Below are 26,189 nucleotides of genomic sequence, written 5' to 3'. Positions count from 1 at the left end.
TTTTGTTTTGCCCGCAGGAAAGTTCGTACAGCATTCACGGACGCCGTCCGGCTGTCACAACCTGCCGACAATGCTAAGGTTCTGCCCTGGCTTTCGTACTTTCCAAGGAATCCTTTATGCCGGACGCTCAGTCCCTCAACGCTGCATTCATGGTCGTCCAGAGCAACAGCCTGGACGAACTGCGCAGCCTTGTGATCAGCATCATGCGGCGCTATCCGCTGGCTCCCCTGGAAAACGAAATTGCGCTTGTGCAGAGCAACGGCATTGCCCAGTGGCTCAAATTGGCCCTGGCCGAAGACCCTGAGGAAGACGACCTTGGCGGTTGCGGTATTGCCGCAGCGATTGATGTGCAACTGCCGGGCAGTTTCATGTGGCAGCTGTATCGCATGGTACTGGGCCGAGATGAAATTCCTCCCAAGTCCCTGCTCGATAAAGCCCCGCTGACCTGGCGCCTCATGCGCCTGCTGCCCCAGGTCATTGCTCGCCCACATTTCGAGCCCTTGCAACGCTTCCTTACCCATGACACCGACCTGCGCAAGCGCTATCAATTGTCTGAACGTTTGGCGGATCTGTTCGACCAGTATCAGGTTTACCGTGCCGACTGGCTGGAGGATTGGGCCGAAGGTCGGCATCAGTTGCGTAGCGTCAGGGGAGAAGTAAAACCACTGCCCCCGACCAGTTGCTGGCAGGCAGAGTTGTGGCGTGAGCTGCTGGATGACGTGGGGGAACAGGGTATGGCACAGAGTCGTGCCGGCGTTCACCAACGGTTCATCGAACGCATCAACAATCTTGCCGAAGCTCCTGCGGGACTGCCTTCGCGGGTAATCGTTTTCGGTATTTCTTCGTTGCCAGCCCAGGTGCTTGAAGCACTGGCCGGGCTTGCACGTTTCAGTCAGGTCCTGCTGTGTGTACACAACCCGTGCCGACACCATTGGGCCGATATTGTGGCCGACAAGGATCTGCTGCGGCATCAATACAAACGGCAATCGCGCAAGACCGGAATGCCCACAGTGCTGGACCCTGATGCACTGCATCAACACGCCCATCCGCTATTGGCTGCATGGGGTAAACAGGGGCGGGACTACATAAACCTGCTCGACAGTTATGACGACCCCAACAGCTATCGGGCGGCTTTTCGCGATGGCCGCATAGACCTGTTCAGCGACACTCAGCCACACAACCTGCTCACTCAATTACAGGACGACATCCTGGAGTTGCGCCCACTCAATGAAACCCGTGAACACTGGCCCGCTGTTGATCTGGTACAGGACGAGTCGATCCGTTTTCACATTGCCCACAGCGCTCAGCGTGAAGTCGAAATACTGCACGATCAGCTCCTGTCTCGCTTCAGCGCCAACCCGGACCTGCGTCCTCGCGATGTGATCGTGATGGTGCCTGACATCGATAGCTACGCGCCGCATATCCGCGCGGTGTTTGGTCAGCTTGATCGGCAGGATGCGCGGTTCATCCCTTTTACATTGGCCGATCAAGGGCAACGTGGTCGTGATCCACTGTTGATCGCAGTCGAACATCTGCTCAAGCTTCCCGACAGTCGCTTTCCGGTCAGTGAAATCCTCGACTTGCTCGACGTGCCCGCACTTCGTGCTCGCTTTGGTGTGGAGGAGCGCGACCTGCCGACACTGCACCGCTGGATCGAAGGCGCCGGCGTGCGCTGGGGCATGAATGCCGAGCAACGCGCGGGCCTGGGTCTGCCCGACGAGCTCGAGCAAAACAGCTGGCATTTCGGTCTGCGCCGCATGCTTCTGGGCTACGCCGTAGGCAGCGCCAACGCATGTGAAGGGATAGAACCTTATGATGAAATTGGTGGACTCGACGCCGCACTGATCGGGCCGTTGGTGGCCCTGCTCGATGCCTTGGAACTTGCCCATCAGCAGCTCACCCAACCCGCTCAGCCCAAGGAGTGGGGATATCGATTGCAAGCGCTGATGCAACTGTTTTTCAAAGCCAGCAACGAGCATGACGACTACTTGTTGACCCAGCTGGAAGAGCTTCGCGAAACCTGGCTGGAAACGTGTGGGGCTGTAGGTTTGACGGATGAGCTACCACTGACAGTCGTTCGCGAAGCCTGGCTCGCCGGCCTTGATCAGGGGCGTCTGTCTCAGCGCTTCCTGGCCGGTGCCGTGAACTTTTGTACGCTGATGCCCATGCGCGCCATTCCATTCAAACTGGTCTGCCTGCTGGGGATGAACGACGGCGACTATCCCCGTGCGCAGCCTCCACTGGACTTCGACCTTATGGGCAGCGATTACCGTCCGGGAGATCGTTCGCGGCGTGAAGACGACCGTTATCTTTTGCTCGAGGCGCTTCTGTCGGCACGTCATCAGCTCTACATCAGTTGGGTCGGTCGCAGCATTCGCGACAACAGTGAGCGACCGGCTTCCGTGTTGATCGGCCAGTTGCGCGATCACCTCGCCAGCGGTTGGCGATTGCTCGACGAAAGCGGCGATCTGTTGGGTGCCATGACGCAAGAGCATCCGCTGCAACCGTTCAGTGCGCGCTATTTTCATGAAGGCGATCAACTCTTCAGCTATGCCAGCGAATGGCAGGTTCTGCATCAACAGCACGAATCTCAAAACGAAGCACAGTTACTCAGCCCTTATGTGCAAGAGGAACCGTTGAGCCTCGCGTTGTTGCAGGACTTTTTGCGTAACCCGGTCCGGCACTTTTTCACCCAACGTCTGAAGGTGTATTTCGAGGCTGCCGAAGCACCGCTGGCCGACGAGGAGCCCTTCGTACTGGACGCATTGCAGCGCTACACACTCAGCGACAGTCTGCTCGAAGCCGCACTCAGGCAGCCGGACAATGTCGATCAGGCGCTCACTGCCCAGGCCCGACGCCTGCAGAACAGCGGTCTGCTACCAATGGCCGGGTTCGGCGAGTGCCTGCAACGTGAGTTGATCGAACCTTTGCCGGATTTGCTGCAGCGTTATCAACAACTGCTGACGCTCTGGCCTGTCCCTTTGAGCAGCGCGATGCCGGTCAACCTTGAACTGCAGGGTTTGCGTCTGGAAGGATGGCTTGCGGGTTTGCATCAGCGTGCCGATGGGGGACTGTTGTCGGTCACCACTATTCCCAACAGCATTGGCTCGATCAAAAGCCGCAAATGGCATCGCCTAACCAAACCGTGGGTCAATCATCTGGTGGCCTGCGCCAGCGGGCTTTCCTTGAGCACTGCATTGGTAGCCAGTGACGACACGTTGTTGCTTGAACCCATGACGCCAGAACGAGCGATACGTTTCCTTGGCGATTTGCTCCTCGCCTGGCAGGCAGGAATGCGACAGCCACTGCCGATCGCAGTAAAAACGGCTTTTGCCTGGCTTTCCCAGACTGACCCGCTGAAGGCCGAAGCAGCAGCGCGTAAAGCCTATGAAGGTGACGGGCAGACCAGCGAGGGTGAGCGCCGCGAGAGCCCCGCGTTGTCCCGGCAATATGCCGACTTCGATGCATTGCTTGAGGACGAGACCTTCTCCGGTTGGTGCGACGCGTTGTATCGCCCACTGCTTGAAGCACCGTGGTGTTCACTGTCCACTGAAGGGGCTCGCACATGAGTACCAAGACACCCCTCGCACTGGCCTTTCCGTTACAGGGCAGCCAGTTGATCGAAGCCAGTGCCGGTACCGGTAAAACCTTCACGATTTCTGCGCTCTACCTGCGGCTTATTCTGGGGCACGGTGACGAGGCGAGCGGATTCGGCCGAGAATTGCTGCCGCCGCAGATTCTCGTGGTGACCTTCACCGATGCAGCGACCAAGGAACTGCGTGAGCGCATACGCACGCGCCTGGCTGAAGCCGCTCGATTCTTTCGCGACGAAACGCCTGCACCCGATGCACTGATCGCCGAATTACGTGATCAGTTCGACGCTCAACAGTGGCCCGGTTGTGCCAACCGCCTCGATGTCGCTGCGCAATGGATGGACGAGGCCGCCGTTTCGACCATCCACAGTTGGTGTCAGCGCATGCTGCGTGAGCACGCGTTCGACAGCGGCAGCTTGTTCACTCAATCCCTGGAAACCGATCACAGCGACTTGCTCGGCGAAGTGTTGCGTGATTACTGGCGGCTGTTCTGTTACCCGATGCAGGGCGACGCCTTGAATTGGGTGCGCAGCAACTGGGGCGGGCCGGCGGCCTTGTTGCCTCGCGTGCGCGGCCTGTTCGCCAGTGAGCGTGACAGCGACGAAGGAAAGGCTCCCGCAGAACTGATCGATGAGTGCCTGCAAGAACGCCGTGCAGCGCTGATCGAACTGAAAATGCCATGGCGTCAGTGGGCAGACGAGTTGCTCGCCATCTGCCATCAAGGTGTTGCGAGCAAATCCGTAGACGGGCGCAAGATGCAGGCGCGTTACTTCGAACCCTGGTTTGAAAAGCTCAAGGCATGGGCCGAAGACGAGTCCCTGGAGCAACTGGATATCGGCACCGGTTTCACCCGACTGACCCCCGACGGCATGGCCGAAGCGTGGAAAGGTCAGGCCCCGAGCCACCCTGGCCTGGACGCCATGCCGACACTCAAATCGAACCTCGATGCATTGCCGACCCCCGATGCCGCTGTGCTGCAACATGCCGCTAAGTGGGTAGGTGCACGCTTTGAAGAAGAGAAGCGGCGGCGCGCCGAGATGGGCTTCGACGACATGCTGTTGCGCCTTGATGCCGCTCTGCAATCCGACGGTGGCGAACGTCTTGCGACGTTGATTCGAGAGCAGTTCCCGGTCGCGCTGATCGACGAATTCCAGGACACCGACCCGGTGCAGTACCGGATCTTCGAAAGCATCTATCGCATCGAAGACAACAGTCCTGACACCGGCCTGTTTCTGATCGGTGATCCGAAGCAGGCGATCTACGCTTTTCGCGGTGCAGACATCTACACCTACCTGCGCGCGCGGCAGGCCACCACTGGCCGACTGCACACGCTGGGCACCAACTTCCGTTCCAGCCACGGCATGGTCAACGCGGTCAATCATGTATTCGCACGCGCCGAGTCCCGAGAGCTGGGCCGTGGCGCGTTTTTGTTCCGGGAGAAAAACGGCGACAATCCGGTGCCGTTCCTGCCCGTGGAATCCCAGGGGCGCAGGGAACAACTGCAGGTTGGCGGACAAGATGTCGCAGCGTTGAATGTCTGGCACCTGCCCAGCGACCAGCCACTGTCCGGTGTGGTCTATCGCCAGCAATTGGCCGCCGCGTGCGCCAGCGAAATCACCGCGCTGCTCAATAGCGGGCAAAGCGCTAACGCGGGGTTCGTGCAGGATGGCAAAGACTTCAGAGGTCTGAGGCCGTCCGACATTGCGATTCTCGTGCGCGACGGCAAAGAAGCCCAGGCCGTACGCAGTGAACTCGCCGCTCGCGGCGTGCGCAGTGTTTATCTGTCGGACAAGGATTCGGTGTTCGCGGCGCAAGAGGCTCATGACCTGTTGTCCTGGCTCAAGGCCTGTGCCGAACCGGATGTCGAACGTTCCCTGAAAGCCGCTCTGGCCTGTATCACCCTGAACCTGCCATTGGCCGAGCTGGAACGTCTGAACCAGGACGAGCTGGTATGGGAAACCCGGGTCATGCAGTTCCGTGGCTATCGCGAGTTATGGCGCAAACAAGGCGTGCTGCCGATGTTGCGGCGCCTGCTGCATGACTTCCATCTGCCGCAAACCTTGATGACACGCACGGATGGCGAGCGTGTACTGACCAACCTTTTGCACCTGTCGGAATTGATGCAGCAAGCGGCTGCGGAGCTGGACGGTGAACAAGCGCTGATTCGTCATCTGGCCGAGCTGCTGGCAGTGTCCGGCCAGGCTGGCGAAGAACAGATCCTGCGTCTGGAAAGTGATGAGCAACTGGTCAAAGTCGTGACCATCCACAAGTCCAAAGGCCTGGAGTATCCACTGGTGTTCCTGCCGTTCATTTGCTCGGCGAAACCCGTGGATGGCAGTCGCTTGCCGTTGCATTACCACGACGGCGCGGGGAAGGCTCAGATAAGTCTCAAGCCAACCGCCGAACTGATTGCGCAAGCGGACGACGAGCGTCTGGCCGAAGACCTGCGCTTGCTCTACGTTGCCCTGACGCGCGCGCAGCATGCCTGTTGGTTGGGCGTGACGGATCTCAAGCGTGGCAACAACAACAGCTCGGTACTGCACCTTTCTGCGCTGGGTTATTTGCTCGGTGGTGGCGCATCTCTAGGCGAGTCCAGCGAGCTGAAACGCTGGCTGCAAGACCTGCAACAAGACTGCCCGGCCATCCACATCGATGAAATGCCGCAACCCACCGACGAGCATTATCAGCCGCCACGCAATGACGCCGTGCTGAGCGCCACACTGTTGCCCAAGCGCAAGGCCAGCGAAAACTGGTGGATCGCCTCCTACAGTGCTTTGCGCATCAGCGACGTGCTGAGTGTCGGCAGCGATGAAGCACCGGACAGCCCACAAGCGCAAAAGCTGTTTGATGACGAACGCCTGGACCCCGATGCACCGCGAGAAATCATTGCCGGTGGCGCCGATATCCATCGCTTCCCGCGTGGCCCCAATCCAGGAACGTTTCTTCACGGTTTGCTGGAATGGGCCGGAGATGACGGCTTTGCCGTTACCCGCGAGGCGCTGGAAGATGCGATCGCCCGTCGCTGCAACTTGCGTGGCTGGGAAGGCTGGATCACCACCCTGAGTGACTGGCTGCAGCACCTGCTCAAGTCGCCACTGCCAGTTGCAGGCGGGCAGCCGCCTGTTGTTCTGGAACAGCTGAAGCAATACCGGGTCGAGATGGAATTCTGGTTCGCCAGCCATAAAGTCGATGTCCTCAAACTCGACGAACTGGTCCGTCAGCACACTCACAGAGGCGTGGCCCGCGTGGCGGCAGAACCGGTGCAGCTCAACGGCATGTTCAAAGGCTTTATCGACCTGACCTTTGAACACAATGGCCGTTACTACGTGGCCGACTACAAATCCAACTGGCTCGGCGTGGATGAACTGGCCTACACCGAGCAGGCCATGGAACAGTCGATCCTCGACAACCGCTATGACCTGCAATACGTGCTGTACCTGTTGGCGTTGCATCGCCAGCTCAAGGCCCGGCTGCCAGATTATGACTACGACCGGCATGTCGGCGGCGCGTTGTATCTGTTCCTGCGCGGCACCCGCGCGGACAGTCGCGGTGTGTATTTTGTTCGTCCGCCCCGTGAACTGATCGAACGTCTCGACCGAATGTTTCAAGGCAAACCCGAACCCAAGACCGAACCCGCCTGGGAACAGGGAGTCCTGCTATGAGCCGCACCTTTGCCGATCTGCTCCCTACGCCGCTGGCTGCTGACAGTCTGTCGAGGTTATCGCCCCTTACCAGCGCCGATGATCTTTTGGTCTTGTTGACCCGGTGGGTCGAGCGCGGCTGGTTGCGAGCGCTGGACAAAGCATTCGTCGCGTTCCTTCACGAACTTGAGCGCGATACGGATCCGCTGGTGTTGCTCGCGGCCGCCCTGACCAGCCATCAACTTGGCCACGGTCACGTCTGTCTCGATCTGTATGAAACCCTGAAAGCGCCTGACTTCGCTCTGTCGCTGCCCCCCGAAGGAGACGTGCAAGGTGGTGTGTTGCTGCTACCTTCGCAATTGCTCGAGGCGCTTGATGGCGCTCACTGGTGCAAGGTTCTGGCGGGCAGCTCTCTGGTTGCACTTTCGGCGGATAGCAGCGATTCAGCACAACAACGTCCGTTGGTAATCGCGGGGAAACGCCTGTATCTACGACGCTACTGGACGTACGAGCGGCGCATCGATACGGCGTTGCGTCAGCGTCTGCAGCAAGTCGAGCCGACGCCGGACGATCTGCCGCAGCGCTTGAACGAGCTGTTCGGATCAGCGAAACCGGGTGAGGTGATCGACTGGCAGAAACTCGCCTGCGCCCTCGCCACTCGTGGCGCTTTCAGCATTGTCACCGGCGGTCCGGGCACCGGCAAAACCACCACCGTGGTGCGTTTGCTGGCCCTGCTTCAAGCACCTGCAGTAGCCACCGGTCACCCGCTGCGCATTCGTCTGGCGGCACCGACGGGCAAGGCCGCGGCGCGGTTGACCGAGTCCATCAGCCAGCAAGTGCAGTCACTGGAAGTCACCGAAGAGGTGCGAGCAAAAATCCCTTGCGACGTCACCACCGTGCACCGTCTGTTGGGAAGTCGGCCCGGCACTCGACACTTTCGGCACCACGCCGGCAACCGCCTGCCACTGGATGTGCTGGTGGTCGATGAAGCTTCGATGATCGACCTGGAAATGATGGCCAATCTGCTCGATGCCTTGCCAGCCCATGCTCGACTGGTATTGCTCGGCGACAAGGATCAATTGGCCTCTGTGGAGGCCGGCGCGGTGCTGGGGGATTTGTGCCGAGACGCCGAGGGTGGCTGGTACAACCCGCAGACCCGACAGTGGCTGGAGTCGGTCAGCGGTGAGTCGTTGCAGGATAGCGGTTTGCACGAGGACGTCGATGGCTCCCACCCGTTAGCGCAACAAGTGGTGATGTTGCGCTACTCGCGGCGCTTCGGCGAGGGCAGCGGGATCGGCCAGCTCGCGCGTCGGGTTAACCAACAGTTGCCGGATGAAGCGCGCCAGTTGCTCACGGCCGGACACTACGGCGATGTGTATTCGCTGCCGCTCAAGGGCGAACACGATCACAAGCTCGAGCGCCTGTTGCTTGAGGGACATGGCGACGGCCCACAAGGCTACCGCCATTACCTGACTGTGCTGCGTGATCAGCGTCCACCCGCGGGCCGGCCACTCGAACATCCGGACTGGATCATTTGGGCCCGCGAAGTTCTGCAGGCGTTCGACACCTTCCAGTTGCTGTGTGCCGTACGCAAGGGACCGTGGGGTGTCGAAGGTCTGAATCAACGCATCACCGCCGCGCTGCTCAAAGCACGTCTGATCGAAAACGATCAGCAATGGTACGAAGGCCGGCCCGTGCTGATGACCCGCAATGACTACGGTCTGGGCTTGATGAACGGCGATATCGGCATCGCCCTCAAGCTGCCCGAACGCGAAGGGCCTGACGCGGGCAAACCGGTGTTGCGCGTGGCGTTCCCGCGCAACGATGGTCAGGGCGGTGTGCGCTTCGTATTGCCGAGCCGCCTCAATGACGTCGAAACCGTCTATGCGATGACGGTGCACAAGTCCCAAGGCTCGGAATTTGCCCACACAGCGCTGATTCTTCCCGACGCCTTGAATCCGGTGCTGACCAAAGAACTGATCTACACCGGCATCACCCGCGCCAAGCATTGGTTCACCCTGATCGAATCCCGCCCGGGGGTGTTCGAGGAGGCGGTGCAGCGCAGGGTCAAACGCCTGAGCGGGCTGATGCTGGAACTGGAGGAGGGCGCCGTGCCTCGGGGGTGAAAATCCCTGCGATTGGCGGCGTTTACTGACCAACCGGTCAGAGGTCACTGTCTCGCTGGTGTTTCACTGCTGTGCTATCGTTGCGGCATCATTTCGCTACGATCCAAGAGAATCCCTGCATGAAGGTGTCTGTCTGGGCGACAGAGCGCGTAGTGGTCTGCAAGCACGCGTTGCTTGTCGGTCTGCTCTGGTTGTTGACGGGTGCAGCTGTCGCGCAGCCGCAAGCGCCGACGGGCATGGCCGAACAACGGGCCAAATCCGTCACGCAGGTTGTTCTTGGCATTCTCAGTTACGCGCGCTGGCCAGTGGAACCGGCGCAATTGCGCCTGTGCATCGTCGGCCCGACCGAATACACCGACGATCTGGTCAAAGGGACCACTCAGGCCACCGGCCGGCCGGTCACCGTACGTCGCCTGCTGGCCGACAACCCGGCCATCGTCAGCGAATGCGATGCGGTGTACATCGGCAAACTCACCGCGGATGAACGCACTCGCTTGTTCGCTTCGCTGATCGGTCACCCGGTGTTGAGCATCAGCGAGGGTGGCGATCAATGCACGGTCGGCAGCCTGTTCTGTCTGCGCGTTGGCGATGAGCAAGTGTCCTTCGAGGTCAATCTCGACTCCGTAGCCCGCAGCGGCGTGCGCATTCACCCCAGCGTGCTGCAATTGTCGCGTCGCAAACCGGCGGCGCCATGAACCTGTTCAGATCGAATAGCCGCCCAACGCTGGGCTCGGTCATTGGCCGAGGACATTTGACGGTCGCGCTGGTGGGCGTGGCGATGGCCAGCGTTTCACTGACGTTGCTAGGCGTACTGGCTTTACGGGTGTACGCCGATCACAACCTGCACTTGATCGCCCGTTCGATCAGCTACACCGTGGAAGCCGCAGTAGTGTTCAACGACAAGACGGCCGCCAACGAATCGCTGGCGCTGATTGCTTCCACCGAAGAGGTCGCTGACGCCCAGGTGCTGGACAGTCAGGGACAACTGCTCGCGCATTGGCAACGCCCGGAAAACGGGTTGTTCTCTGAGCTGGAAATGCAGATCACTCGCGCCATCCTGGAAAAGCCTGTCAGCCTGCCGATCGAGCATCAGGACCGTGAAATCGGTCGTGTGCTGCTCACCGGCCATGGTGGCAGCCTGATGCGCTTTCTGCTCAGCGGTCTGGCGGGGATCATCCTCTGCACCGCGATCAGCGCTTGGGTTGCGCTCTACCTGGCGCGCCGGCAGTTACGCGCGATCACCGGTCCTCTGCGCAGTCTGGCCAATGTGGCCCACGCCGCCCGCAGCGAACGCGCGCTGGATCGCCGCGTGCCGCCAGCGCAGATCGCCGAACTCGACAACCTCGGCAATGACTTCAACGCCTTGCTCGACGAACTGGAGTCGTGGCAAACCCATCTGCAAAACGAAAACCAAACCCTCGCTCATCAGGCCAGTCACGACAGCCTGACCGGTCTGCCAAACCGAGCGTTTTTCGAAGGGCGCTTGATCCGTGCGTTGCGCAATGCCAGCAAACACGACGAGCGCGTTGCCGTGTTGTTTCTCGACAGCGACCGCTTCAAAGGCATCAACGACAACTTCGGCCACGCCGCCGGTGATGCGGTGCTGGTGGCGGTGGCCAACCGCGTTCGTGCGCAGTTGCGCGAAGAGGATCTGGTGGCGCGGCTGGGCGGTGACGAGTTCGCCGTGCTGCTCACGCCGCTGCACAAGGTCGAAGATGCCGAGCGCATTGCCGACAAGATCCTCGCCAGCATGGACATGCCGATCGCGCTGCCGGGCGACACCAGTGTCGTGACCTCGCTCAGTATCGGCATTGCGGTTTTTCCCGATCATGGGGTCACGCCGGGGGCCTTGCTCGATGCCGCCGATGCGGCGATGTATCAAGCCAAGCGTCTGTCGCGCGGCGCCCAATTCACGGCTGGGGCGGAGCACCCGGTCGATTCCGTTCAAACCAGGAGCTGACTCTCGTGTTCACACTGTCCATTCGATCTTTTTACGCCGTGCTGTTGATGGCCGTACTGGCCCTGACCGGTTGCCAGACTGCACCACAAAAAGGCCTGACCCCGGCGCAAGTCGCGGTCCTCAAACAACAGGGCTTTGAGCTGACCGACGAGGGCTGGGAGTTTGGCTTGTCCGGCAAGGTGCTGTTTGGCAGCGACGTCGAAAGCCTGAACCCGCAAAGCACCGAGATCGTCGAACGCATCGGCAAGGCCCTGCTGGGTGTCGGCATCGAGCGTGTGCGGGTTGATGGCCATACCGACGCATCGGGCAAAGAGACGTACAACCAGCAACTGTCACTGCGTCGTGCGAAAAGTGTCGCTAACGTGCTGGGCACGGTCGGCATGAAACAAGAGAACATCCAGCTGCAAGGCCTGGGCAGCAAAGAGCCGGTGGCGTCCAACGATACGGCGGCCGGTCGCACGGAAAACCGCCGGGTGTCGATTGTGGTGAGCGCCGACTAGTCGGCGAACTGCATTTCGCCGGTCTGCCCCATCAGCAGACCCTGATTGCGCTCGGTCACCTCGCGGATGTAATCCCACAACAAGGTGATCCGCTTCAACTTCCTCAGATCCTCCCGGCAGTACATCCAGAACTTCAAGGAAAACAGGTTAACCCAATGATTACAGGGGCTAACCGCCATGCGTCTCCTTGAAGCTCACCCTGCTGTTACAAACACCGTTACAAACCTCAGTTTTCCTGTGAGGCCGACGACAAGACTCGCCAAGCCATATCACTTCAGGCGCAACGGGATTTACTACATGCGTCTTAGGGTTACGGGCAGCACCACTGAGTTCGCTTCGGTTTCTCTCAAGACCAGTAACAGGAGGGCTGCTATGGATGTCTCAGAGCAGCTATCAGGCTTCGTCAGAGCATTTCATTTGAAGAACCCAGAGGCTTCATGGAGCGAACTGAAGGAACATTTCCGTGTTGTCTCAGTGGAGCTGTTTGAGTCTGAGCGTGATGGCGACGTGGCACAGGTGTGGGGCGATTTGCACGATGGCCGCTCTGGATCTGTGGACGGCTCGGTCAGACCTCTGAAGTCCGTAGCGAACGCTCCTGTGTCCCTATCTGTATTAGCGTCAGCAACTACCTTTGAGGACCTTTCAGCTCTCTACTTGGCGGACCGTGGGCAGGACCAGAAGGCCTCGACCCTGAAGGAAACCAAGATTTGCCACGGGACAATCTCTGCGGCTCTCGGTGAGCTGGACATGCGGACTCACTCACGGGCTGACCTCGTAGCCCTGCGTGATCGTCTTGCAGATGGTCGCATGCCCTCAACGGTCAATAAGCTGCTTGTTAAGCTGTCGGCAGTGCTTGCATGGTCAGTTGAAAATGGTCACATATCCAAGTCATACGACAAAAAATTGAAGCTCACAAAGGGCCTTGAGTCGAGCCGTAAGGCATTCACACAGGATCAGATAGGCAAGCTGGTTGCTTACTCCAATACGATGCCTGAGACCTCTTGGAAGCGCTGGCTGTTGAGCCTCGGGGCAATCACTGGTGGCCGTCTGAACGAAATCTCACAGTTGACGGTAAGCGATGTTCAGACCCTTGCATTAGGCATCACAGCCATTCACATCAACGAAGCAGGCGAAGGGAAATCCATCAAAAACAAACGAAGTGAGCGACTGGTGCCGTTGACGGATGGTGCTTACGGGTTCGACCTCGCAGCGTTCTTGCGGTACGTCGAGGCGTGCAAGCTTAGTGGGTCAGACTCATTAGCTCAGATTGGCTACAAGACAGCCGGGGAGTGGGCAAACCAACATGCTATCCCAGCAGCCCTTGGGGAATCCTTTGGTCCCGGCTTGGTATTTCATTCGTTGCGTCACTCGTTGGCTTCCCTGATGCAGGCCAAAGGTGTCCCTACGGCATACGCACAGGCTGTGATGGGTCATGCATCGGGTACGATTACTTTTGATGTTTACGGCTCAGGGGTGCCCGTGGAGACCATAGCGGAGATGCTTGTGGGATTGTTTGAAGGTGGTGGTCAATGACTGTGTTAGGGACTGTTTTGGCGAGTCCTTACTTGTACAGGCGTAACAAGGTTTACTACCTGCGGTTGCGGGTTCGCGGGGTCAAGTCGGATAGCATTACCTTTTCACTCCGTACCATTGATAAAACCGTGGCTACCGGAATCACCAAGGACATCTTGAAGCGCCTGGCCAAGTATCACCTCGAAAGATCTTCAGCTACTTGGAAGCAGCTTAGGGCACGTCTACCTGACATCACACAGCGGTGTTTAGCTGCTGCACACGGGGAAACCTCCATGGCGGCTTACAGGACTGTCCCTGAAAAGCTTCAGGAATCAGCACCGAGTGGCCTACAAAATTCTGGTCGGGCTGGGCGAGTGTGGATCAATAAAGACTTCCACTTCACGCCACGCGGTATCGCTGAGCCGCATTGCTCGATTCATAAACCCGACTATGGCAACCCTGAAAAGGGATTCGGCAATCCACGTGGTGAATACAAGGTGAACATCACTTGTTCGTCCGCTGATGCTCAGCCGATTATCGACGAGATCGTCAAGGCTCATGAAGCCAACTATGCGGCACTGATGAAGCAGTTCGAGAAAGATGGGCCAGCTCTTCGCGCTGAGTCGCAGAACGGTAGACAACTCCAAGAACCCTATGAGGGTGACATGCCGTTCTTTGAGAATGATGACGGCACTGTGACGTTCAAGATTAAGGGCTATGCGTCGTATATCGACACCAAGACCCAAGAGTCCAAGCCGCTGGTCCTCAAGGTCGTTGACGCCAAAGGCAAGCGCATCGAGAACGTCCCGGCCATCTCTGGTGGTTCTGAACTGAAGGTCCGCTTCTCCCTGTTTCCTTATGGCTGGTCCAACGTGGCCGGCGCATCCGTGAAGCTTCAAATTGACAGCGTAATGTTGATTAAACTGGTCGAAACCGACAGTAACGGTTTTGATGATGTATGGCGTGACGAGATCGTCGAGGGCGGCTATGAAGTAGCAGACCCCGCGAGTGATGCCTTGGTTAAGGCTTTGCCGTGGCTCGCTTCTATTGCAACACAGACGCCGCGTTAGCCTCCCAGTCACCCGCAAGGGAAGGGTTTCATTCAGCGGCCCTTGGCGGCACCTCAAAGACCTCAGCAAAAATCCACTAAAACGGAAGGACATCACGTCCAACTGAATTTTGATAAGGGCGAAACCCGGTAATCAGGGCTCGATTGATGCTCGAATAAGCGCAGGGAGTAATAGAGGCCCAAAGAGGACGAGGGAATGGGAGGTGTGTGAGCAGTGGTCGTTGACGTATGTGAATAATGTTCGTATAGTCAGGTCTCTTCTTCAAGGTTAACGAGACATACCGCAATGACAACTTCCGCCGTGACTGTTATCGACACCTCTGAGCCAGCCATCTATGTTTCGATGGAATTTAGCGATGACTATGATATTTGTGGAAAAGGTACGTGGAAATGGGTCGCTAAGCGTTCTTGGACTGATCGTGGTGCAACGTTCACAGAAATATTTGAGGTCCCCCACGATGCGGAAGGTGCGGAGCAGGAAAATGTACACAGCATGATCCAAGCACTGACCCGCACGGCTGTAGGAAGCGATGCTAAATATGCCGTGTCTCGGGCTGATGAATTGCCTAAATATGTAGCTGTGCGTATCTGTTAGTTCGAAAAGTATCGTGTAATAAACTGAGTCACGATCATATCAAGTAAAATTAATATCGTATGTGAGCGAAGATCGTATATCTTGGGTGACTTAACGCTACCTAAGGAATACCTCTATGCCGGCTCCACACTTCGTAACCGATAGCCTCGCTATTGCAAAGGCGACACCTAAGAGACGTCATGTAGACCTCAAGGTAAGCCTAACTGCAGCCCTTAACGAATTCGTTGAATTGGGTCTGTTCGAAAGTGTGGAAGGCCCTGAAGGCTTGACCACTTGGAGTCTGGTTGGCGGTGCCGTGGTTGCGCAGGAAGCTTTTTATGAAGATTCTTTTAAGAGGCAGTTTGTGTTCACTCAGTTGACCCGTGATGCTGCATTGGGTGTGGTTTTGAGGGCGAGACATACTGGCGACCGTGCGGCGCTTGTTGATGCCATACGGCCTTTCAAAGGTAACAGAAAATAACGGCTTTACAGTCCCCAAGCAGGTAGAGGCCACCTTGAGGGCATCCAGTGGAACGTATCATCCTCCAGTGGCTTATATGCATTTATATCCGTGACTTCGACTGAGTAAGTTGCTTCGACTTTTTTGAAGACTCTATTGGACTCTGTTTCTCCCTCAACATCGCCTACCAAAACGTGATAAGCCGGAGTCCCAGTATTAGGAAGGATTCTGATTTCGACAATAATCAACATTCTCCCCGGAAATTTAATGCAATTAGTCCTCATCTCATATCCTAATTCAGGGGTTATCTCAGGATAGCTCCATCTTCCTCCCACGATATAAGAAAGGTTTTTCTTCTGGCCAAGAATGTACGGGACGCAAACTGGTCGGAAATCGTCAGGGTCAAGCGAACATAATGTTTGACCATAAGCTATTTTAGCCAGAAGACGCGCAAAGCTTTCTGGGACGTGCCTAAACTTCATAACGGGGCGCTGGCCATATTTAACCGTAAACTTTTCTATTTTATCTGTGTCCACAGGTGAGCAAAATTGCCAGCCCCCTGATAAATCGACCTCCTCGGAGACCCCTTGCAGTATTCCTGCTTTAGGCATTCGATAAAACACCATAGCCGCAGGATATTCTTCAGCAGGAATGCGAAGATATTCACCAGGATTGTATTGATCCGGCATTAGGATTGCTTTTGGTCGCTTCTTTTTTCGGCGGGAAGGTGCATCGAAGGCTATTCTTGCATCTCCCCATAGCTCCCTCGAAACATCACGCTCAAAGCTTGACGTTATCCTTGCGCAATCATCACAGCTTGCTTCTTTAAGTACGTGAGCGCCACCTATAAAATATGGCAAGATGTGCTCATCTGTCAGTCGCAATCCTGAGCGCTTGCAATATATACAGATGCCTCTGGGCGGAATGTGTGTAGGGCCGTGACTCATGCTTTCTCCAAACTTATTTGTCATCACATCTTGTTATGGCTGCTTGATATTGCACTCTACTCTTTAGCGAAATTTTATCACGCACAAACAGCGTCCCAAGGTGCAATTTGAAAAACGCAATTTCATGGGCATCGAGCTGGACGTTCTGACCGGCCATCCGGGACACGATTTACTGTTTGTCGCCACTCAGGTAGCCCGTGCGGCTGGCTTGAAAAACCCGAGTAGCGCTGTGGGCAACTTCAAGGCAAGCAAGGCCTGCTCTATGCACCGCACCCTCGGGGAAACAATTGTCTCCTACAGCAATCAGGTAGGAGAGATACCCAAGGCGGCTAACGGACGTGCGTACCACGCAGCTACTTCGCTACTGGATGAACCGATGGTCTATCAGATGCTCTTGCGCAGTCGTTCACCGGCCTCTGAGCCGTTCCGTAAGTGGGTCACTGAAGAGGTCTTACCGACCATCCGCAAGACAGGCAAGTACGACGCCGAACAGTCCACCAATCCAATCGCGCAGAGCGTGATGGATGAGCTGAAGACCCTGCGTGAAGGCGTAAGCAATCTCACGAGTGAGGTTAGTCAGCTAAAAGCCATGCTGTCGAACACATCATGTAGTGCTTTGAGTAAAGTCAAGACACCAAATATAGACCCCCACTATAAGCGATGACATCCCGTCAGGACACCGTGAGGGCACTCAATGAACCAGACAGAAAATCGAAACCTCCCCATGCCCGAGCTAAGCAAATTGCTCGATAACTTCAAAATCGACGCCGGCAGTCCTTCGGGGCTCTCTCGCATAAAAGCAGGAGGCGGCAAGAACGGAAAAATAGGCCCTGTTCTAAGTAGGGACCGTGAAGGTTACTACCGATTCAAATTCAAGAACCTTCATTACCGAACAAATCGAGTCGTCTACTTTATGCATACAGCCGAGGACCCAGGGCCCTTGGTTGTGGATCATATTGACGGCGATATATCGAACAATCACGTTAGCAATCTGCGGTGCTGCACCAATAAGGAAAACTTACGAAATGCGCGTAAACGTGGGAAAGGTGATCTTCCTAAAGGGGTCAGCAAACTACCGAACGGTATGTATCAGGCTCAGGTGACACTTGATAGTGGCGTACACCGCGCTGTACTTGCATCAATACGTACAGCAACGAACTACCTCGATCAAGTTCGAAAGCGGCATCACGGCAAATACGCCAGAAACCAATAAACGCAAATGCACCGCTTCTCAGGCCCGACCGCCAGAGAGTGAACCATCATTCAAAGCTTCTTTCTGTCTGACTTTCCGAACCATGCCGGAGCCCTGAGTGTGGGCGCTTTGAACTGGTCGTGGAGGTCGGCGGGAAGTCAGACAAAAGGAAAAATACTCAAATGACAACCAACTACGATTACGCATCGGTGAAGGCCCAAGGCACGCCATACGACAGCCTGATTCGACAAGAAGCTGACCGCAACAACATCCCCTTCGACTTCATGCATAAGCTGATTTTTAACGAATCCAGCTTTGAGCCAACCGCCAAATCTCCTAAAGGCCCTTTGGGTCTCGGACAGTTCACAGAGCTGACCGGTAAAGCCTACGGCTTAATGACTCCTGAAGATCGTATGGACCCGCAGAAAGCAGTCCCTGCAATTGCACGTCACCTCAAAGACCTCAGTGGTGCCTATAAGGGCGACTTGCTGAAAACCGCATTGGCCTACAACCAAGGTCAGGGCCGTTTAGGTTCTCCGCAATTGGCTGCGCTGGACACAGGTGACTTCACGAAGATCAGTCCAGAAGGGCAGAACTACATGCGCAAGCTGCTGGACGTTTCCGGTGATTCGCCATCTCGTCAGTGGTTCGATGCGCAGGAGGTGACCAATCCCGGCATCAACCCAAAGGCTCAAGCCGTCACCTTTGAGGAAGCAACTCAGGGTGTGGCGGCAACCTCGAAGGTTCGTGTAGGTGAAAACCTGCCCCAACTGGGGAACATGAATCTTGATGGCGGTACAGCGCCGCAAACGCAACAGGACTACATCACGCTCAAAGACCACATTGGGAAGCCCGATAAGGACACCTTTGAGGGCTTGGGTGATGCTACTGCTGCCGCACTGGCGACTTCTCCGATGGCCTCGATTTTCCGCTATGCCACACAGGAAGATCATGACCCGCTCGAATGGGTTAGCTCTACAGACAACTCTCAGTGGACCGCTGAGGATTACGACACGATCCGCAGGGAAGGTGTAGATCCTCAATACTTCAGCTTCGTGCAGGACTACGCCAAAGGCAATCGGGCCAATCTGCCAAGCGCCGTCGCCATGGCAAAGGAAAACATGGAGTACGAGCGGCGCATCTACGCGACAGGTACGGGCTCGCAAATTGTGAGCGGGTTTGCAGGAGCTGGCCTCGACCCAATGACCTACGTGCCGCTGCCTGGGACTTCAGGTCTCCGTCTCATCTCCCGTGTTGCGCAAGGTGCAATGTATTCAGGCGCTGCCGCCGTGGCGTCTGAGCGTCTTCGAGAAAACATGACGGGTATTGAGGGCCACTATGGAACCGCATTGGTTGGTGGGGCCCTATTTGGTGCAGGCGCTACAGTTCTCTTTGATAAAGCTTTTAGAGCCGCGTCTAAAAGTGCCCCACGTCCTGAGATGGCTGACGGGGATATTGAGGCGATTCTTGCACGGCATGGCGAGTCTGCTTTACCTAACGAACGCGTTAGCCTTCATCCTGAGATGGAGCCTGACTTTAACGATTTTGCAGCTCAGAGCATGCGCTTGGAGGCCCGCGAGACAGCCCGTCAGTTGGGTCAGGAAGACCCTTCACGTTTCCCATGGATGGCCGGTGAGGAGCCTAAAGAAGCACTTGGCGTCACCTACGTGGATCATCCGAGCGAGCCGGGCGCTGTTCGCCTGCAAGACGGCTCAATCCTCTCAGCCACCAATCCCCTCAATCCTAAGCTTCTGGCTGAGGCCGCTGAGGTCATGCCTGATCGTGCTGCCAAAGGCGTCTCAATGGGTGGCTTTACAGAGATAGGCTACACGCTGAATCGCTCTGAAAGCCCTGATGTTTTGGCGATTGGTAGCCAGTTGTTCCGCTCTCCTACAGGGACCGTCACGGGCTCTAACGGTAAGTTCGGGGCTACCGCTTCGGACATCATTGAGCGAATCCAAGGTCAGGACCATGTGACCTACAACAAGATGTCGGAAGAGGTCTTGGAGGCCATCAAGGACCCGAGTTATGCAATGACCGATGGTGGCCGTCAGGCTCACATTGAGCGTGCGTTTCGCCGTGTCGCTGAGGCCATTGAGGAGGTGTCGGGTAACAAGCTGACTCAACTCACAGCAGGCGAGCGAAAGCTTATGGACACCGTTAAGAGCCACTACGACCTCAAGGGTGACTATCTGGCCGCACCGGCTCAGTTTGGCAACCGCAAGGCTCGCCCTGTATTGCCCGAGACGCGTCACGCTGGTTCCTACATTCCTAACATCTATTCGAGCGCCGCCAAGAACCTTCACCTTCAAAAGTTTGGCGGTCAGGACGGCCTTCAGAACGCCATTAAGGAATCGTGGTTGGCCAGCTATGCGGCTCGCCCTCATGTCAAATCTCGTGTCGATAACTACCTGAAGGCTGCTGTTGAGGAAGAGCTGAAGGCGCGGATGCCCAAGCCGGTCGGTAAGAAGCCTCCGGTGCCAGTGGACGCCGTGAAGCTTCGTGAAGAAATCTTGGATGAGCTGGTAGAGGACTACGCCACTCGGAAGGCTTTCGGTGTCGCTAAGTCGGAAGACTTCGACGCGTCGAACCTTCTATCCCTGAGTGACCAAGGAAGCATCCCCGGCTCTATGGAGCTGGCCTCCAACAACTTCCTCGAAGGACGCCACCTGTTTGATTCAGACATGGCCGTACCTTTGTCGGATGGTTCTCAGTTCGCAGTTAATGACCTTCGTGAGTTCGATCTATCACGCATCACTCCAAGCTATGACCGCCGTGTTAATGGTGACATTGGGATCATGGGTGCTACAGGGAGAACCACAGCGGAACTCCTCCACGACATCACTAAGGTGAAAACCCCTGTGGCATCCGAGCGTAAGGCCCTCGAAGAGTCCGTAAAGATTCTGACAGGGCGGGCACGTCGAGACCCTGAAGGCGCGCTTGCGACTGCCGCTCGTTCCCTGACAGACATGAGTTTCTTTGCGAAGAATGCCTACATGGGTGTCCAGTCCATCACTGAGGTTGCCGCAATGGTGACCAAGGGGCATACACGGATGCTCCTGAAGGGTATCCCGCTCCTGAAGGACATGACCACATGGGGTTCCAATATTAAGCCTAACGATCTTGCTGACATGCATCTGATGGTCTTCGGGCGTGAGTTGGATAACCACATTCGCCCAACTCGTCAGGACATCATTCAGCGCCTAAGAGACCATGCGAATACCAACCCGACGCTCGCTCAGGTCGTGGGGACAATCAAGTACGGCACACAGGAGGCAGCGGCGTGGTCTCCATTCACCAAGTTCCTAACTGAGTCCTCCAACTACATCGCAGACGCGGGCCGTCAAGGGGTCCTTTCAGACTTCGTGAATCATGTCGTGGCCGGCCGTACGTCGAAGCTCTTTGATGCTGAACGCTTGAAGTCGATGTCGATCACGCCTGAGCAATTCGCCGGGATGAAGGACCTCATTGCGAACTACGTGAAGAAGCAGCCTGACGGGTCCTACAAGGTCACTGATCGTGCAGCTTTCCAGCGTGATCCTCGGACAATGGACCTCTGGCGCATGGGCGATAAGATCGCTGATGAAACAATTCTACGGCCTCACAAATTCTCTTCGACGGACACCGAGGCCTACGGCGCTGGCGTGAAGATGGCGATGCAGTTCAAGAACTTCACGATGCGCTCAGTCAACTCCAGGCTGATCCGTGGCTATCACGATGCGACCAAGAATGGGCGAGCGATTGACCAAACCATGCAGGCTGTCCTTTCGACCGGTCTGGCTGTGTCTGGCTACGTCGCAATGAAGTACAGCCAAGCGGCAGGGATGCCCAAGGATCAGCGTGAGAAGTTCCTAAAGCAATCTCTTGATCCCAACATGTTGGCCTATGCGGCTGTGTCACGCAGTTCCCACATAGGCGCTCCCTTGGGCTTGGTGAACATCGTCGCGGCACCTTTAGGATTCGATCAGGCCGCAATGGTCCGTTCCTCGATTCTCCCACGGGGCCCAAAAGAGCAACGTCCGCAAGGTGCCATGAAGTACAGCGCAACGAAGGACGACCGGACCACAGCGGTACTCGGTCGGGTGGCTGAACAAGTCCCGGCTTATGGGGTTCTCTCCAGCGTCGGACAGGTCGGCTACAACGCCTTTGGTGCATCCGGTACGGACTCCCGCCGTGCAGACCAAGAGTACATGACAGGCGTTTTCAATGGCCTTCGTGGGCTCGTGCCTAACGATCCAGTCAGCCAGAAGTTGTTGCTGATGATGATGGAAGGGCAGGGCGTAGAGATTCGTTAAAACACAGTCCCACAGTCTGCATCCAGCTAACGGAGTGGTTCATTCCGTTGGGCTTTCCGCAGCTCTTATAGAGCATCCACGTGATTCCTCGCAGGCCATTGAAACCGCTTGTCATGGGAAATCCCGCAATCAATCCACTCGCGCCATTGGCTGCCTCCTGGAACCACGCTCAGACCCTCCACAAGGTCGAGTTGATGGCCGTGGAGGTCGGCCAGAGCGCGAATCTATTATGGAGAAAATGAAACATGACCATTACTAAAACTGCCTGCCTTGATGTCGGCGATGCCCGAATTTATAAAGTAAAAGCGACTCTCGCTGACCTGCATGAGGCGGCAGATGATTTATCCGCTGGTGACCTCTCAGATTTTCATTCGATGCAATCAGACCGCGACCCTGCCGAGGTTTTTCCTAAGGCCCTCGACGAGACAACTCACGCAATCAAGTCGGGCTCCCGTGTGCTGGCTGTGGGCGGGCATGCTCAGGGAGGCATTTGGTTTGTTACCACGAACGTGGTTACGGGGCTCTCGAAAGCCGAACGGTATAGATTCTACAGAATACTGAAGAGTCACTTGGAAGACATCAAGCGCGGGAATTCCAGCGGAGTAGCGCTGACGAACTATGTCGCTGTTGGCAATCGCGCTCACGTCCGACTTTTGGAGGCACTTGGGGCAACATTCCAAGTTGACCACTCCATCAGCCCGGCTGGTTTTCCTTTCAAACAATTTTGGTTATAGGAGGATTTTTATGTGCGACCCAACAGGAGGTATTGCCACCGTTGCGATAGTTAGTGCCATGAGCGCGGCTATGAGTGCATCTGAAGGGGCCAAGGCCAAGGGTCAGATGACCGACAACGAACGCAAGCAGCAGAACGAAGTGGTCAAGCAAGCGAACTTCGCTGAGAACGACCAGAAGCTTGCAACTGTAGATAAGAACGATGAAGCCCGCCGGCAGCTCACTGAAGTCAACCTTCAGGCCATGCGGAACCAAGGGACCATTAACACAGCTATCGGCGAGTCTGGACTTGCAGGTAACTCGATGGACCGCCTGAAGAACTCAGTGGCAAATGATGCGTCCGCTCAGAAGATGAACATCACGGACAACTACACACGCGACTATCAAGCCATCTTCGCGAATCGCGTGGGCAGCTCTGAGAATTCCAAGGCCGCTGTACGTGGTCTGGGTGGCAACAAATACAAGGTGAACAACATCGCGAACGCTCTCAACATCGTGTCGGCTGGCGTTCAAGGATATACAGCGGCGGGCGGTAAAGTTGGTAAGGGCGCCTCTGGGACCCCGGCAGGTGGTAACAGCGCAAGCGTGCAGAACGGTGGCACACGGTAATACCCAAAGGGGACCTCAACGGGTTCCCTTATTTTTTCAAAATGACCACCTCTGAGAGGCCCGGTCTGTAAGGCCTCCAGAAACACCCACTATAAGCATAGGGGGACTTAAAGTTACCTGTACAGATAGGCCTTATGTTTCTTCTCCACGGTGTCCTGAAGCTGAGCTATCAGATGGTGGTTATCATCAAACACCACAACCCTACAGCTCAAGGAGGGGTATGCGATGACTACACGGTGGAAGACCTGTGTTGCTGTACTCCGCACTCTGGATACCCATCGTGTCACCTATCGATTTCTTGGTCTGCTCCTTGTCACTCTGGGAGTTGCTCAGGGTGGTCCTTTGGGGCAAGCCCTTGGGGAGGTCGCATGTATTTTACTCGGTGATTGTTCTAACTAAGGATTGATTTCGAGTTTGGCATCCTGTCCGAGCGTTGTGCGATGGATTAAAGGTTGAGAGATAAGTTTAGAAGTCGCAGATTCAATTTTTTTAGATAATCGTAATTCGGGTTGTCCACACTCAAATCTTCCAGTATTTTGGTGCATTCGTGCATGCCGCTGTTTAATACAGTGCTTTGAATTAGCCCTTCACGAAAACTGTCAAACGGATCTTTGAGCGAAAATATAATGTCGAGCCATCTATGGGTGCCAGGGAGAAGCCTCCTACCCTCGGAGTCTCGCGCGGCCTCGAGTTCAAGGTATAACTCTTCGAACTCGACAATGCTGGGAGCTTCTTTAAAAATGATTATGCCGTTGTTAAAGCGATGTTGAAGGAAGTGTCGAATAATGGCGTCTCTTTGGAATCCTCCAATATTGATGCTGGTGCTTTCAATTGCGGGATTTCCGGTGAAGAAGAGATGCGAGTTTAATATTGAGATAAGCCTGCGGATTCCGTCCTCAAGAAAGTAAATGTTCACCCCGATGTTATCACCGTCGTGAAGGACATCACCATCAATCGTCTCGGCAACCCACTCAATGTCTAATTTGTAGCTAATGAAAGACAGGCACGTAAATAAGTTTGTTATGTCTGCCGTCGTCCACTCAGGTAATTTGATCAGCCTGAATGTCTGTTCGAATAGAGTTTTGAGTTCTCCTAAAACATTGTGAGAGTTTTCGTCGTGTATGGGGAGGACTACAGTGTCTACATTGGTTGGGTTATTGCGTGGAAAAATGCCGTTGTAGGATGATTCAGTGCTGGGGAAGCGGAATGCGTTATTGTGGGCGTTCTGGAGTTCTACCAGTCGTTCAATGAATAACCTACGGTGGTTTATGTAGTGATCTAAAGTTAAAGCTTTGATTTGCCACTCGACGAAACTCTGATGGTTTTGATTCTGCGCATTGAGGAACAAAAGTGTGGCGATGGTCGCGATCACGCCGCTCAAAGTGAAGAAGCCACTTAGCAGTGATCCAAAGCTGCTCCAAGCAGTATGGTCATTAGAGATGTTCGGAAGGAAATGCCAATAAGCCCCGAAAATGAGCAATCCTAAAATGAAAACTATGATGGCTGAAACAATCCATATGCGGTAGACCGCCTTCGCACCTTTAAGCATTACATTTACCCCCCTTTGTTCTGCTATGAGCGAGGATCGTACCCGGAGCTTGGTGGTGCCGCAGCCAATTTCATGAGTCCTTGAGAATCTGACAGAAAAATCTGAATGACCACCTCAATGTCTTTACAGCCCAAAGCTCCCCCGTAGGCCCCTCGCGCCTGAGCCTTATCGTGCGCCCGCATGGGGTCCTCATCGCGCCCGCGCAGGCCTCTGGAAGCTGGCGCGTTTCGGTGTCTGCAAGGGCCTCTCAGTGTTACAAGTTACGTACCAACAACTGGTACAAACCGTTGGCAAAAGCCTGCTGACCTCGTTACGATGCCGCTACCTGATTCCTTGAAGAACAGTTAATCGGCGAACTGCATCTCACGGCTTTCGCCCATCAGCAGACCCTGATTGCTCTCGGTCACTTCGCGGATGTAATCCCACAACAAGGTGATCCGCTTCAACTTCCTCAGATCCTCCCGGCAGTACATCCAGAACTGTCGGGTGATGTCGATTTCCTCCGGCAACACCGGCAGCAGGCGTGGATCCTGCGCGGCGAGGAAGCAAGGCAGAATCGCCAGTGAGCGCCCTTGCTGCGCGGCGACAAACTGCGCGATCACGCTGGTGCTGCGCAAGTTGGCGCTGGCGCCGGGCAGCACGTTCGCCAGGTACAGCAGCTCCGAACTGAACGCCAGATCATCCACATAACTGATGAATTGATGCTTGCCCAAGTCTGCCGGGCGGCGGATCGGTGGGTGTTTGTCCAGATAGTCCTGAGTCGCGTAGAGCTGCAAACGGTAGTCGCAGAGTTTGCAGCACACATATGGACCATGCTCCGGCCGTTCGAGGGCGATGACGATGTCGGCTTCGCGCTTGGACAGGCTGATGAAGTGCGGCAGCGGCAAGATGTCCACCGAGATGGCCGGGTAGGCATCGACGAAATGGCTCAACTGCGGGGTGATGAAAAAACTGCCGAAACCTTCGGTGCAGCCCATGCGCACATGTCCGGACAGCGCCACGCCAGAACCGGAGACCTGCTCGCAGGCCATGTGCAACGTGCTTTCAATCGACTCCGCATAACCGAGCAAACGCTGGCCTTCGGTGGTCAGCACGAAGCCGCTGGTCCGCGACTTTTCGAACAGCAAGGTGCCGAGTGCCGCTTCCAGCGAACTGATCCGCCGCGAAACGGTGGTGTAGTCGACAGCCAGCCGTTTGGCAGCAGTGCTGGCCTTGCGGGTGCGGGCGACTTCGAGGAAAAACTTGAGGTCGTCCCAGTTCAGCGAACCTAGCGAGGTGATGTTTTTTTGCATGATGGACGGGCTTATATGTGCGTTCTTATTAGAAGTTTGCACATCTATACTCCAAAAACAGTCCGACAACCAATTCGTGACACACGCCTCATCTCAAGGCGAACCTTTCGCCTTGGCTCCTAAGATAAAAACAAGTTT

General features: G+C 56.0%; 19 protein-coding genes and 1 pseudogene. 16 read left to right on the top strand and 4 right to left on the bottom strand.

All coding sequences use genetic code 11. From position 1 onward, the window contains the following. The first annotated feature begins 116 nt into the window (after nucleotides 1-116). The 6 genes from recC to FGA82_RS16560 all read left to right on the top strand — a co-directional run bounded on the left by recC (nucleotide 117) and on the right by FGA82_RS16560 (nucleotide 11,820). Nucleotides 117-3,569, top strand: coding sequence for an exodeoxyribonuclease V subunit gamma (gene recC, locus FGA82_RS16585; RefSeq protein WP_141127874.1), 3,453 nt, complete (start codon nucleotides 117-119; stop codon nucleotides 3,567-3,569). Continuing rightward, nucleotides 3,566-7,255 carry an exodeoxyribonuclease V subunit beta gene (gene recB, locus FGA82_RS16580; protein WP_141127873.1) on the top strand — a complete coding sequence of 1,230 codons (3,690 nt, stop codon included), beginning with the start codon at nucleotides 3,566-3,568 and terminating at the stop codon, nucleotides 7,253-7,255. Before recC ends, recB begins: the two co-directional genes overlap by 4 nt. Then, nucleotides 7,252-9,360 (top strand): exodeoxyribonuclease V subunit alpha, encoded by a 2,109-nt coding sequence (gene recD / locus FGA82_RS16575; protein ID WP_141127872.1) that lies wholly within the window; start codon nucleotides 7,252-7,254, stop codon nucleotides 9,358-9,360. Before recB ends, recD begins: the two co-directional genes overlap by 4 nt. A gap of 119 nt (nucleotides 9,361-9,479) precedes the next feature. Then, nucleotides 9,480-10,055, top strand: a complete 576-nt coding sequence (locus tag FGA82_RS16570) for a YfiR family protein (protein ID WP_141127871.1) — start codon at nucleotides 9,480-9,482, stop codon at nucleotides 10,053-10,055. After that, on the top strand, nucleotides 10,052-11,320 hold the full coding sequence (locus tag FGA82_RS16565; protein ID WP_141127870.1) for a diguanylate cyclase domain-containing protein: 1,269 nt from the start codon (nucleotides 10,052-10,054) through the stop codon (nucleotides 11,318-11,320). Before FGA82_RS16570 ends, FGA82_RS16565 begins: the two co-directional genes overlap by 4 nt. 47 nt (nucleotides 11,321-11,367) lie before the next feature. Next, nucleotides 11,368-11,820, top strand: coding sequence for an OmpA family protein (locus FGA82_RS16560; protein WP_371043470.1), 453 nt, complete (start codon nucleotides 11,368-11,370; stop codon nucleotides 11,818-11,820). Here FGA82_RS16560 and FGA82_RS16555 read toward each other — a convergent pair. After that, nucleotides 11,817-11,954 (bottom strand): annotated as a pseudogene (locus FGA82_RS16555) (LysR family transcriptional regulator); the annotation flags it as partial. The gene FGA82_RS16560 and the pseudogene FGA82_RS16555 overlap by 4 nt on opposite strands. Before the next feature lie 238 nt (nucleotides 11,955-12,192). Between FGA82_RS16555 and FGA82_RS16550 the strand changes: the two are divergent. The 4 genes from FGA82_RS16550 to FGA82_RS16535 all read left to right on the top strand — a co-directional run bounded on the left by FGA82_RS16550 (nucleotide 12,193) and on the right by FGA82_RS16535 (nucleotide 15,456). Further along, nucleotides 12,193-13,353: a tyrosine-type recombinase/integrase gene (locus FGA82_RS16550; protein ID WP_141127869.1), complete on the top strand. Its 1,161-nt coding sequence runs from the start codon at nucleotides 12,193-12,195 to the stop codon at nucleotides 13,351-13,353. Further along, nucleotides 13,350-14,402, top strand: a complete 1,053-nt coding sequence (locus FGA82_RS32310) for a DUF2815 family protein (RefSeq protein WP_212760540.1) — start codon at nucleotides 13,350-13,352, stop codon at nucleotides 14,400-14,402. The genes FGA82_RS16550 and FGA82_RS32310 overlap by 4 nt, the downstream gene beginning before the upstream one ends. Nucleotides 14,403-14,687: 285 nt before the next feature. Continuing rightward, entirely contained in the window at nucleotides 14,688-14,996 is a 309-nt protein-coding gene (locus FGA82_RS16540) for a hypothetical protein (RefSeq protein WP_141127868.1), read from the top strand. Between the two features lie 115 nt (nucleotides 14,997-15,111). Beyond that, nucleotides 15,112-15,456: a hypothetical protein gene (locus FGA82_RS16535; RefSeq protein WP_141127867.1), complete on the top strand. Its 345-nt coding sequence runs from the start codon at nucleotides 15,112-15,114 to the stop codon at nucleotides 15,454-15,456. A gap of 5 nt (nucleotides 15,457-15,461) precedes the next feature. On the opposite strand, the gene FGA82_RS16530 is transcribed toward FGA82_RS16535, so the two are convergent. After that, entirely contained in the window at nucleotides 15,462-16,382 is a 921-nt protein-coding gene (locus FGA82_RS16530; protein WP_171057296.1) for an HNH endonuclease, read from the bottom strand. Nucleotides 16,383-16,482: 100 nt separating this feature from the next. Here FGA82_RS16530 and FGA82_RS16525 point away from each other — a divergent pair, with 100 nt between their 5' ends. The 6 genes from FGA82_RS16525 (at nucleotide 16,483) to FGA82_RS32925 (ending at nucleotide 23,609) form a co-directional block, all read left to right on the top strand. Continuing rightward, the gene (locus tag FGA82_RS16525) at nucleotides 16,483-17,046 is read left to right on the top strand and encodes a BRO-N domain-containing protein (RefSeq protein ID WP_141127865.1); all 564 of its coding nucleotides are present in this window, start codon (nucleotides 16,483-16,485) and stop codon (nucleotides 17,044-17,046) included. A gap of 30 nt (nucleotides 17,047-17,076) precedes the next feature. Continuing rightward, nucleotides 17,077-17,595, top strand: a complete 519-nt coding sequence (locus FGA82_RS16520; RefSeq protein WP_141127864.1) for an HNH endonuclease — start codon at nucleotides 17,077-17,079, stop codon at nucleotides 17,593-17,595. 161 nt (nucleotides 17,596-17,756) lie between these two features. Then, nucleotides 17,757-21,869: a transglycosylase SLT domain-containing protein gene (locus FGA82_RS16515; RefSeq protein WP_141127863.1), complete on the top strand. Its 4,113-nt coding sequence runs from the start codon at nucleotides 17,757-17,759 to the stop codon at nucleotides 21,867-21,869. 245 nt (nucleotides 21,870-22,114) lie between these two features. After that, entirely contained in the window at nucleotides 22,115-22,603 is a 489-nt protein-coding gene (locus tag FGA82_RS16510; RefSeq protein WP_212760539.1) for a phage protein Gp13 family protein, read from the top strand. Then, nucleotides 22,488-23,210, top strand: coding sequence for a virion core protein, T7 gp14 family (locus FGA82_RS16505; protein WP_432767156.1), 723 nt, complete (start codon nucleotides 22,488-22,490; stop codon nucleotides 23,208-23,210). The genes FGA82_RS16510 and FGA82_RS16505 overlap by 116 nt, the downstream gene beginning before the upstream one ends. Before the next feature lie 225 nt (nucleotides 23,211-23,435). Further along, nucleotides 23,436-23,609 (top strand): gp19.5 family protein, encoded by a 174-nt coding sequence (locus tag FGA82_RS32925; RefSeq protein ID WP_432767155.1) that lies wholly within the window; start codon nucleotides 23,436-23,438, stop codon nucleotides 23,607-23,609. A 46-nt stretch (nucleotides 23,610-23,655) separates the two neighbouring features. Here FGA82_RS32925 and FGA82_RS16500 read toward each other — a convergent pair whose 3' ends face one another. Both FGA82_RS16500 and FGA82_RS16495 read right to left on the bottom strand, forming a co-directional pair. Continuing rightward, nucleotides 23,656-24,759, bottom strand: coding sequence for a hypothetical protein (locus FGA82_RS16500; RefSeq protein ID WP_141127861.1), 1,104 nt, complete (start codon nucleotides 24,757-24,759; stop codon nucleotides 23,656-23,658). A 344-nt stretch (nucleotides 24,760-25,103) separates the two neighbouring features. Further along, nucleotides 25,104-26,051: a LysR family transcriptional regulator gene (locus FGA82_RS16495; RefSeq protein ID WP_141127880.1), complete on the bottom strand. Its 948-nt coding sequence runs from the start codon at nucleotides 26,049-26,051 to the stop codon at nucleotides 25,104-25,106. Nucleotides 26,052-26,189: the final 138 nt, after the last annotated feature.

Source organism: Pseudomonas fluorescens (assembly GCF_005938625.1).
Classification (GTDB): Bacteria; Pseudomonadota; Gammaproteobacteria; order Pseudomonadales; family Pseudomonadaceae; genus Aquipseudomonas; species Aquipseudomonas fluorescens_BD.
Note: the sequence above shows the minus strand (reverse complement) of the source record. Positions and strands in the feature narration are given on the sequence as shown.

Excerpts from the sequence above, each read along its gene's own strand:
- FGA82_RS16505 (WP_432767156.1), top strand. The coding sequence starts at position 22,488 with ATGTCGCTGTTGGCAATCGCGCTCACGTCCGACTTTTGGAGGCACTTG.
- recD (WP_141127872.1), top strand. The coding sequence starts at position 7,252 with ATGAGCCGCACCTTTGCCGATCTGCTCCCTACGCCGCTGGCTGCTGAC.
- FGA82_RS16535 (WP_141127867.1), top strand. The coding sequence starts at position 15,112 with ATGCCGGCTCCACACTTCGTAACCGATAGCCTCGCTATTGCAAAGGCG.
- FGA82_RS16500 (WP_141127861.1), bottom strand. The coding sequence starts at position 24,759 with ATGCTTAAAGGTGCGAAGGCGGTCTACCGCATATGGATTGTTTCAGCC.
- FGA82_RS16520 (WP_141127864.1), top strand. The coding sequence starts at position 17,077 with ATGAACCAGACAGAAAATCGAAACCTCCCCATGCCCGAGCTAAGCAAA.
- FGA82_RS16550 (WP_141127869.1), top strand. The coding sequence starts at position 12,193 with ATGGATGTCTCAGAGCAGCTATCAGGCTTCGTCAGAGCATTTCATTTG.
- FGA82_RS16530 (WP_171057296.1), bottom strand. The coding sequence starts at position 16,382 with ATGAGTCACGGCCCTACACACATTCCGCCCAGAGGCATCTGTATATAT.
- FGA82_RS16495 (WP_141127880.1), bottom strand. The coding sequence starts at position 26,051 with ATGCAAAAAAACATCACCTCGCTAGGTTCGCTGAACTGGGACGACCTC.
- FGA82_RS16540 (WP_141127868.1), top strand. The coding sequence starts at position 14,688 with ATGACAACTTCCGCCGTGACTGTTATCGACACCTCTGAGCCAGCCATC.
- FGA82_RS16565 (WP_141127870.1), top strand. The coding sequence starts at position 10,052 with ATGAACCTGTTCAGATCGAATAGCCGCCCAACGCTGGGCTCGGTCATT.
- recC (WP_141127874.1), top strand. The coding sequence starts at position 117 with ATGCCGGACGCTCAGTCCCTCAACGCTGCATTCATGGTCGTCCAGAGC.
- FGA82_RS32310 (WP_212760540.1), top strand. The coding sequence starts at position 13,350 with ATGACTGTGTTAGGGACTGTTTTGGCGAGTCCTTACTTGTACAGGCGT.
- FGA82_RS16510 (WP_212760539.1), top strand. The coding sequence starts at position 22,115 with ATGACCATTACTAAAACTGCCTGCCTTGATGTCGGCGATGCCCGAATT.
- FGA82_RS16515 (WP_141127863.1), top strand. The coding sequence starts at position 17,757 with ATGACAACCAACTACGATTACGCATCGGTGAAGGCCCAAGGCACGCCA.
- FGA82_RS16570 (WP_141127871.1), top strand. The coding sequence starts at position 9,480 with ATGAAGGTGTCTGTCTGGGCGACAGAGCGCGTAGTGGTCTGCAAGCAC.
- FGA82_RS16560 (WP_371043470.1), top strand. The coding sequence starts at position 11,368 with ATGGCCGTACTGGCCCTGACCGGTTGCCAGACTGCACCACAAAAAGGC.
- FGA82_RS32925 (WP_432767155.1), top strand. The coding sequence starts at position 23,436 with ATGACTACACGGTGGAAGACCTGTGTTGCTGTACTCCGCACTCTGGAT.
- recB (WP_141127873.1), top strand. The coding sequence starts at position 3,566 with ATGAGTACCAAGACACCCCTCGCACTGGCCTTTCCGTTACAGGGCAGC.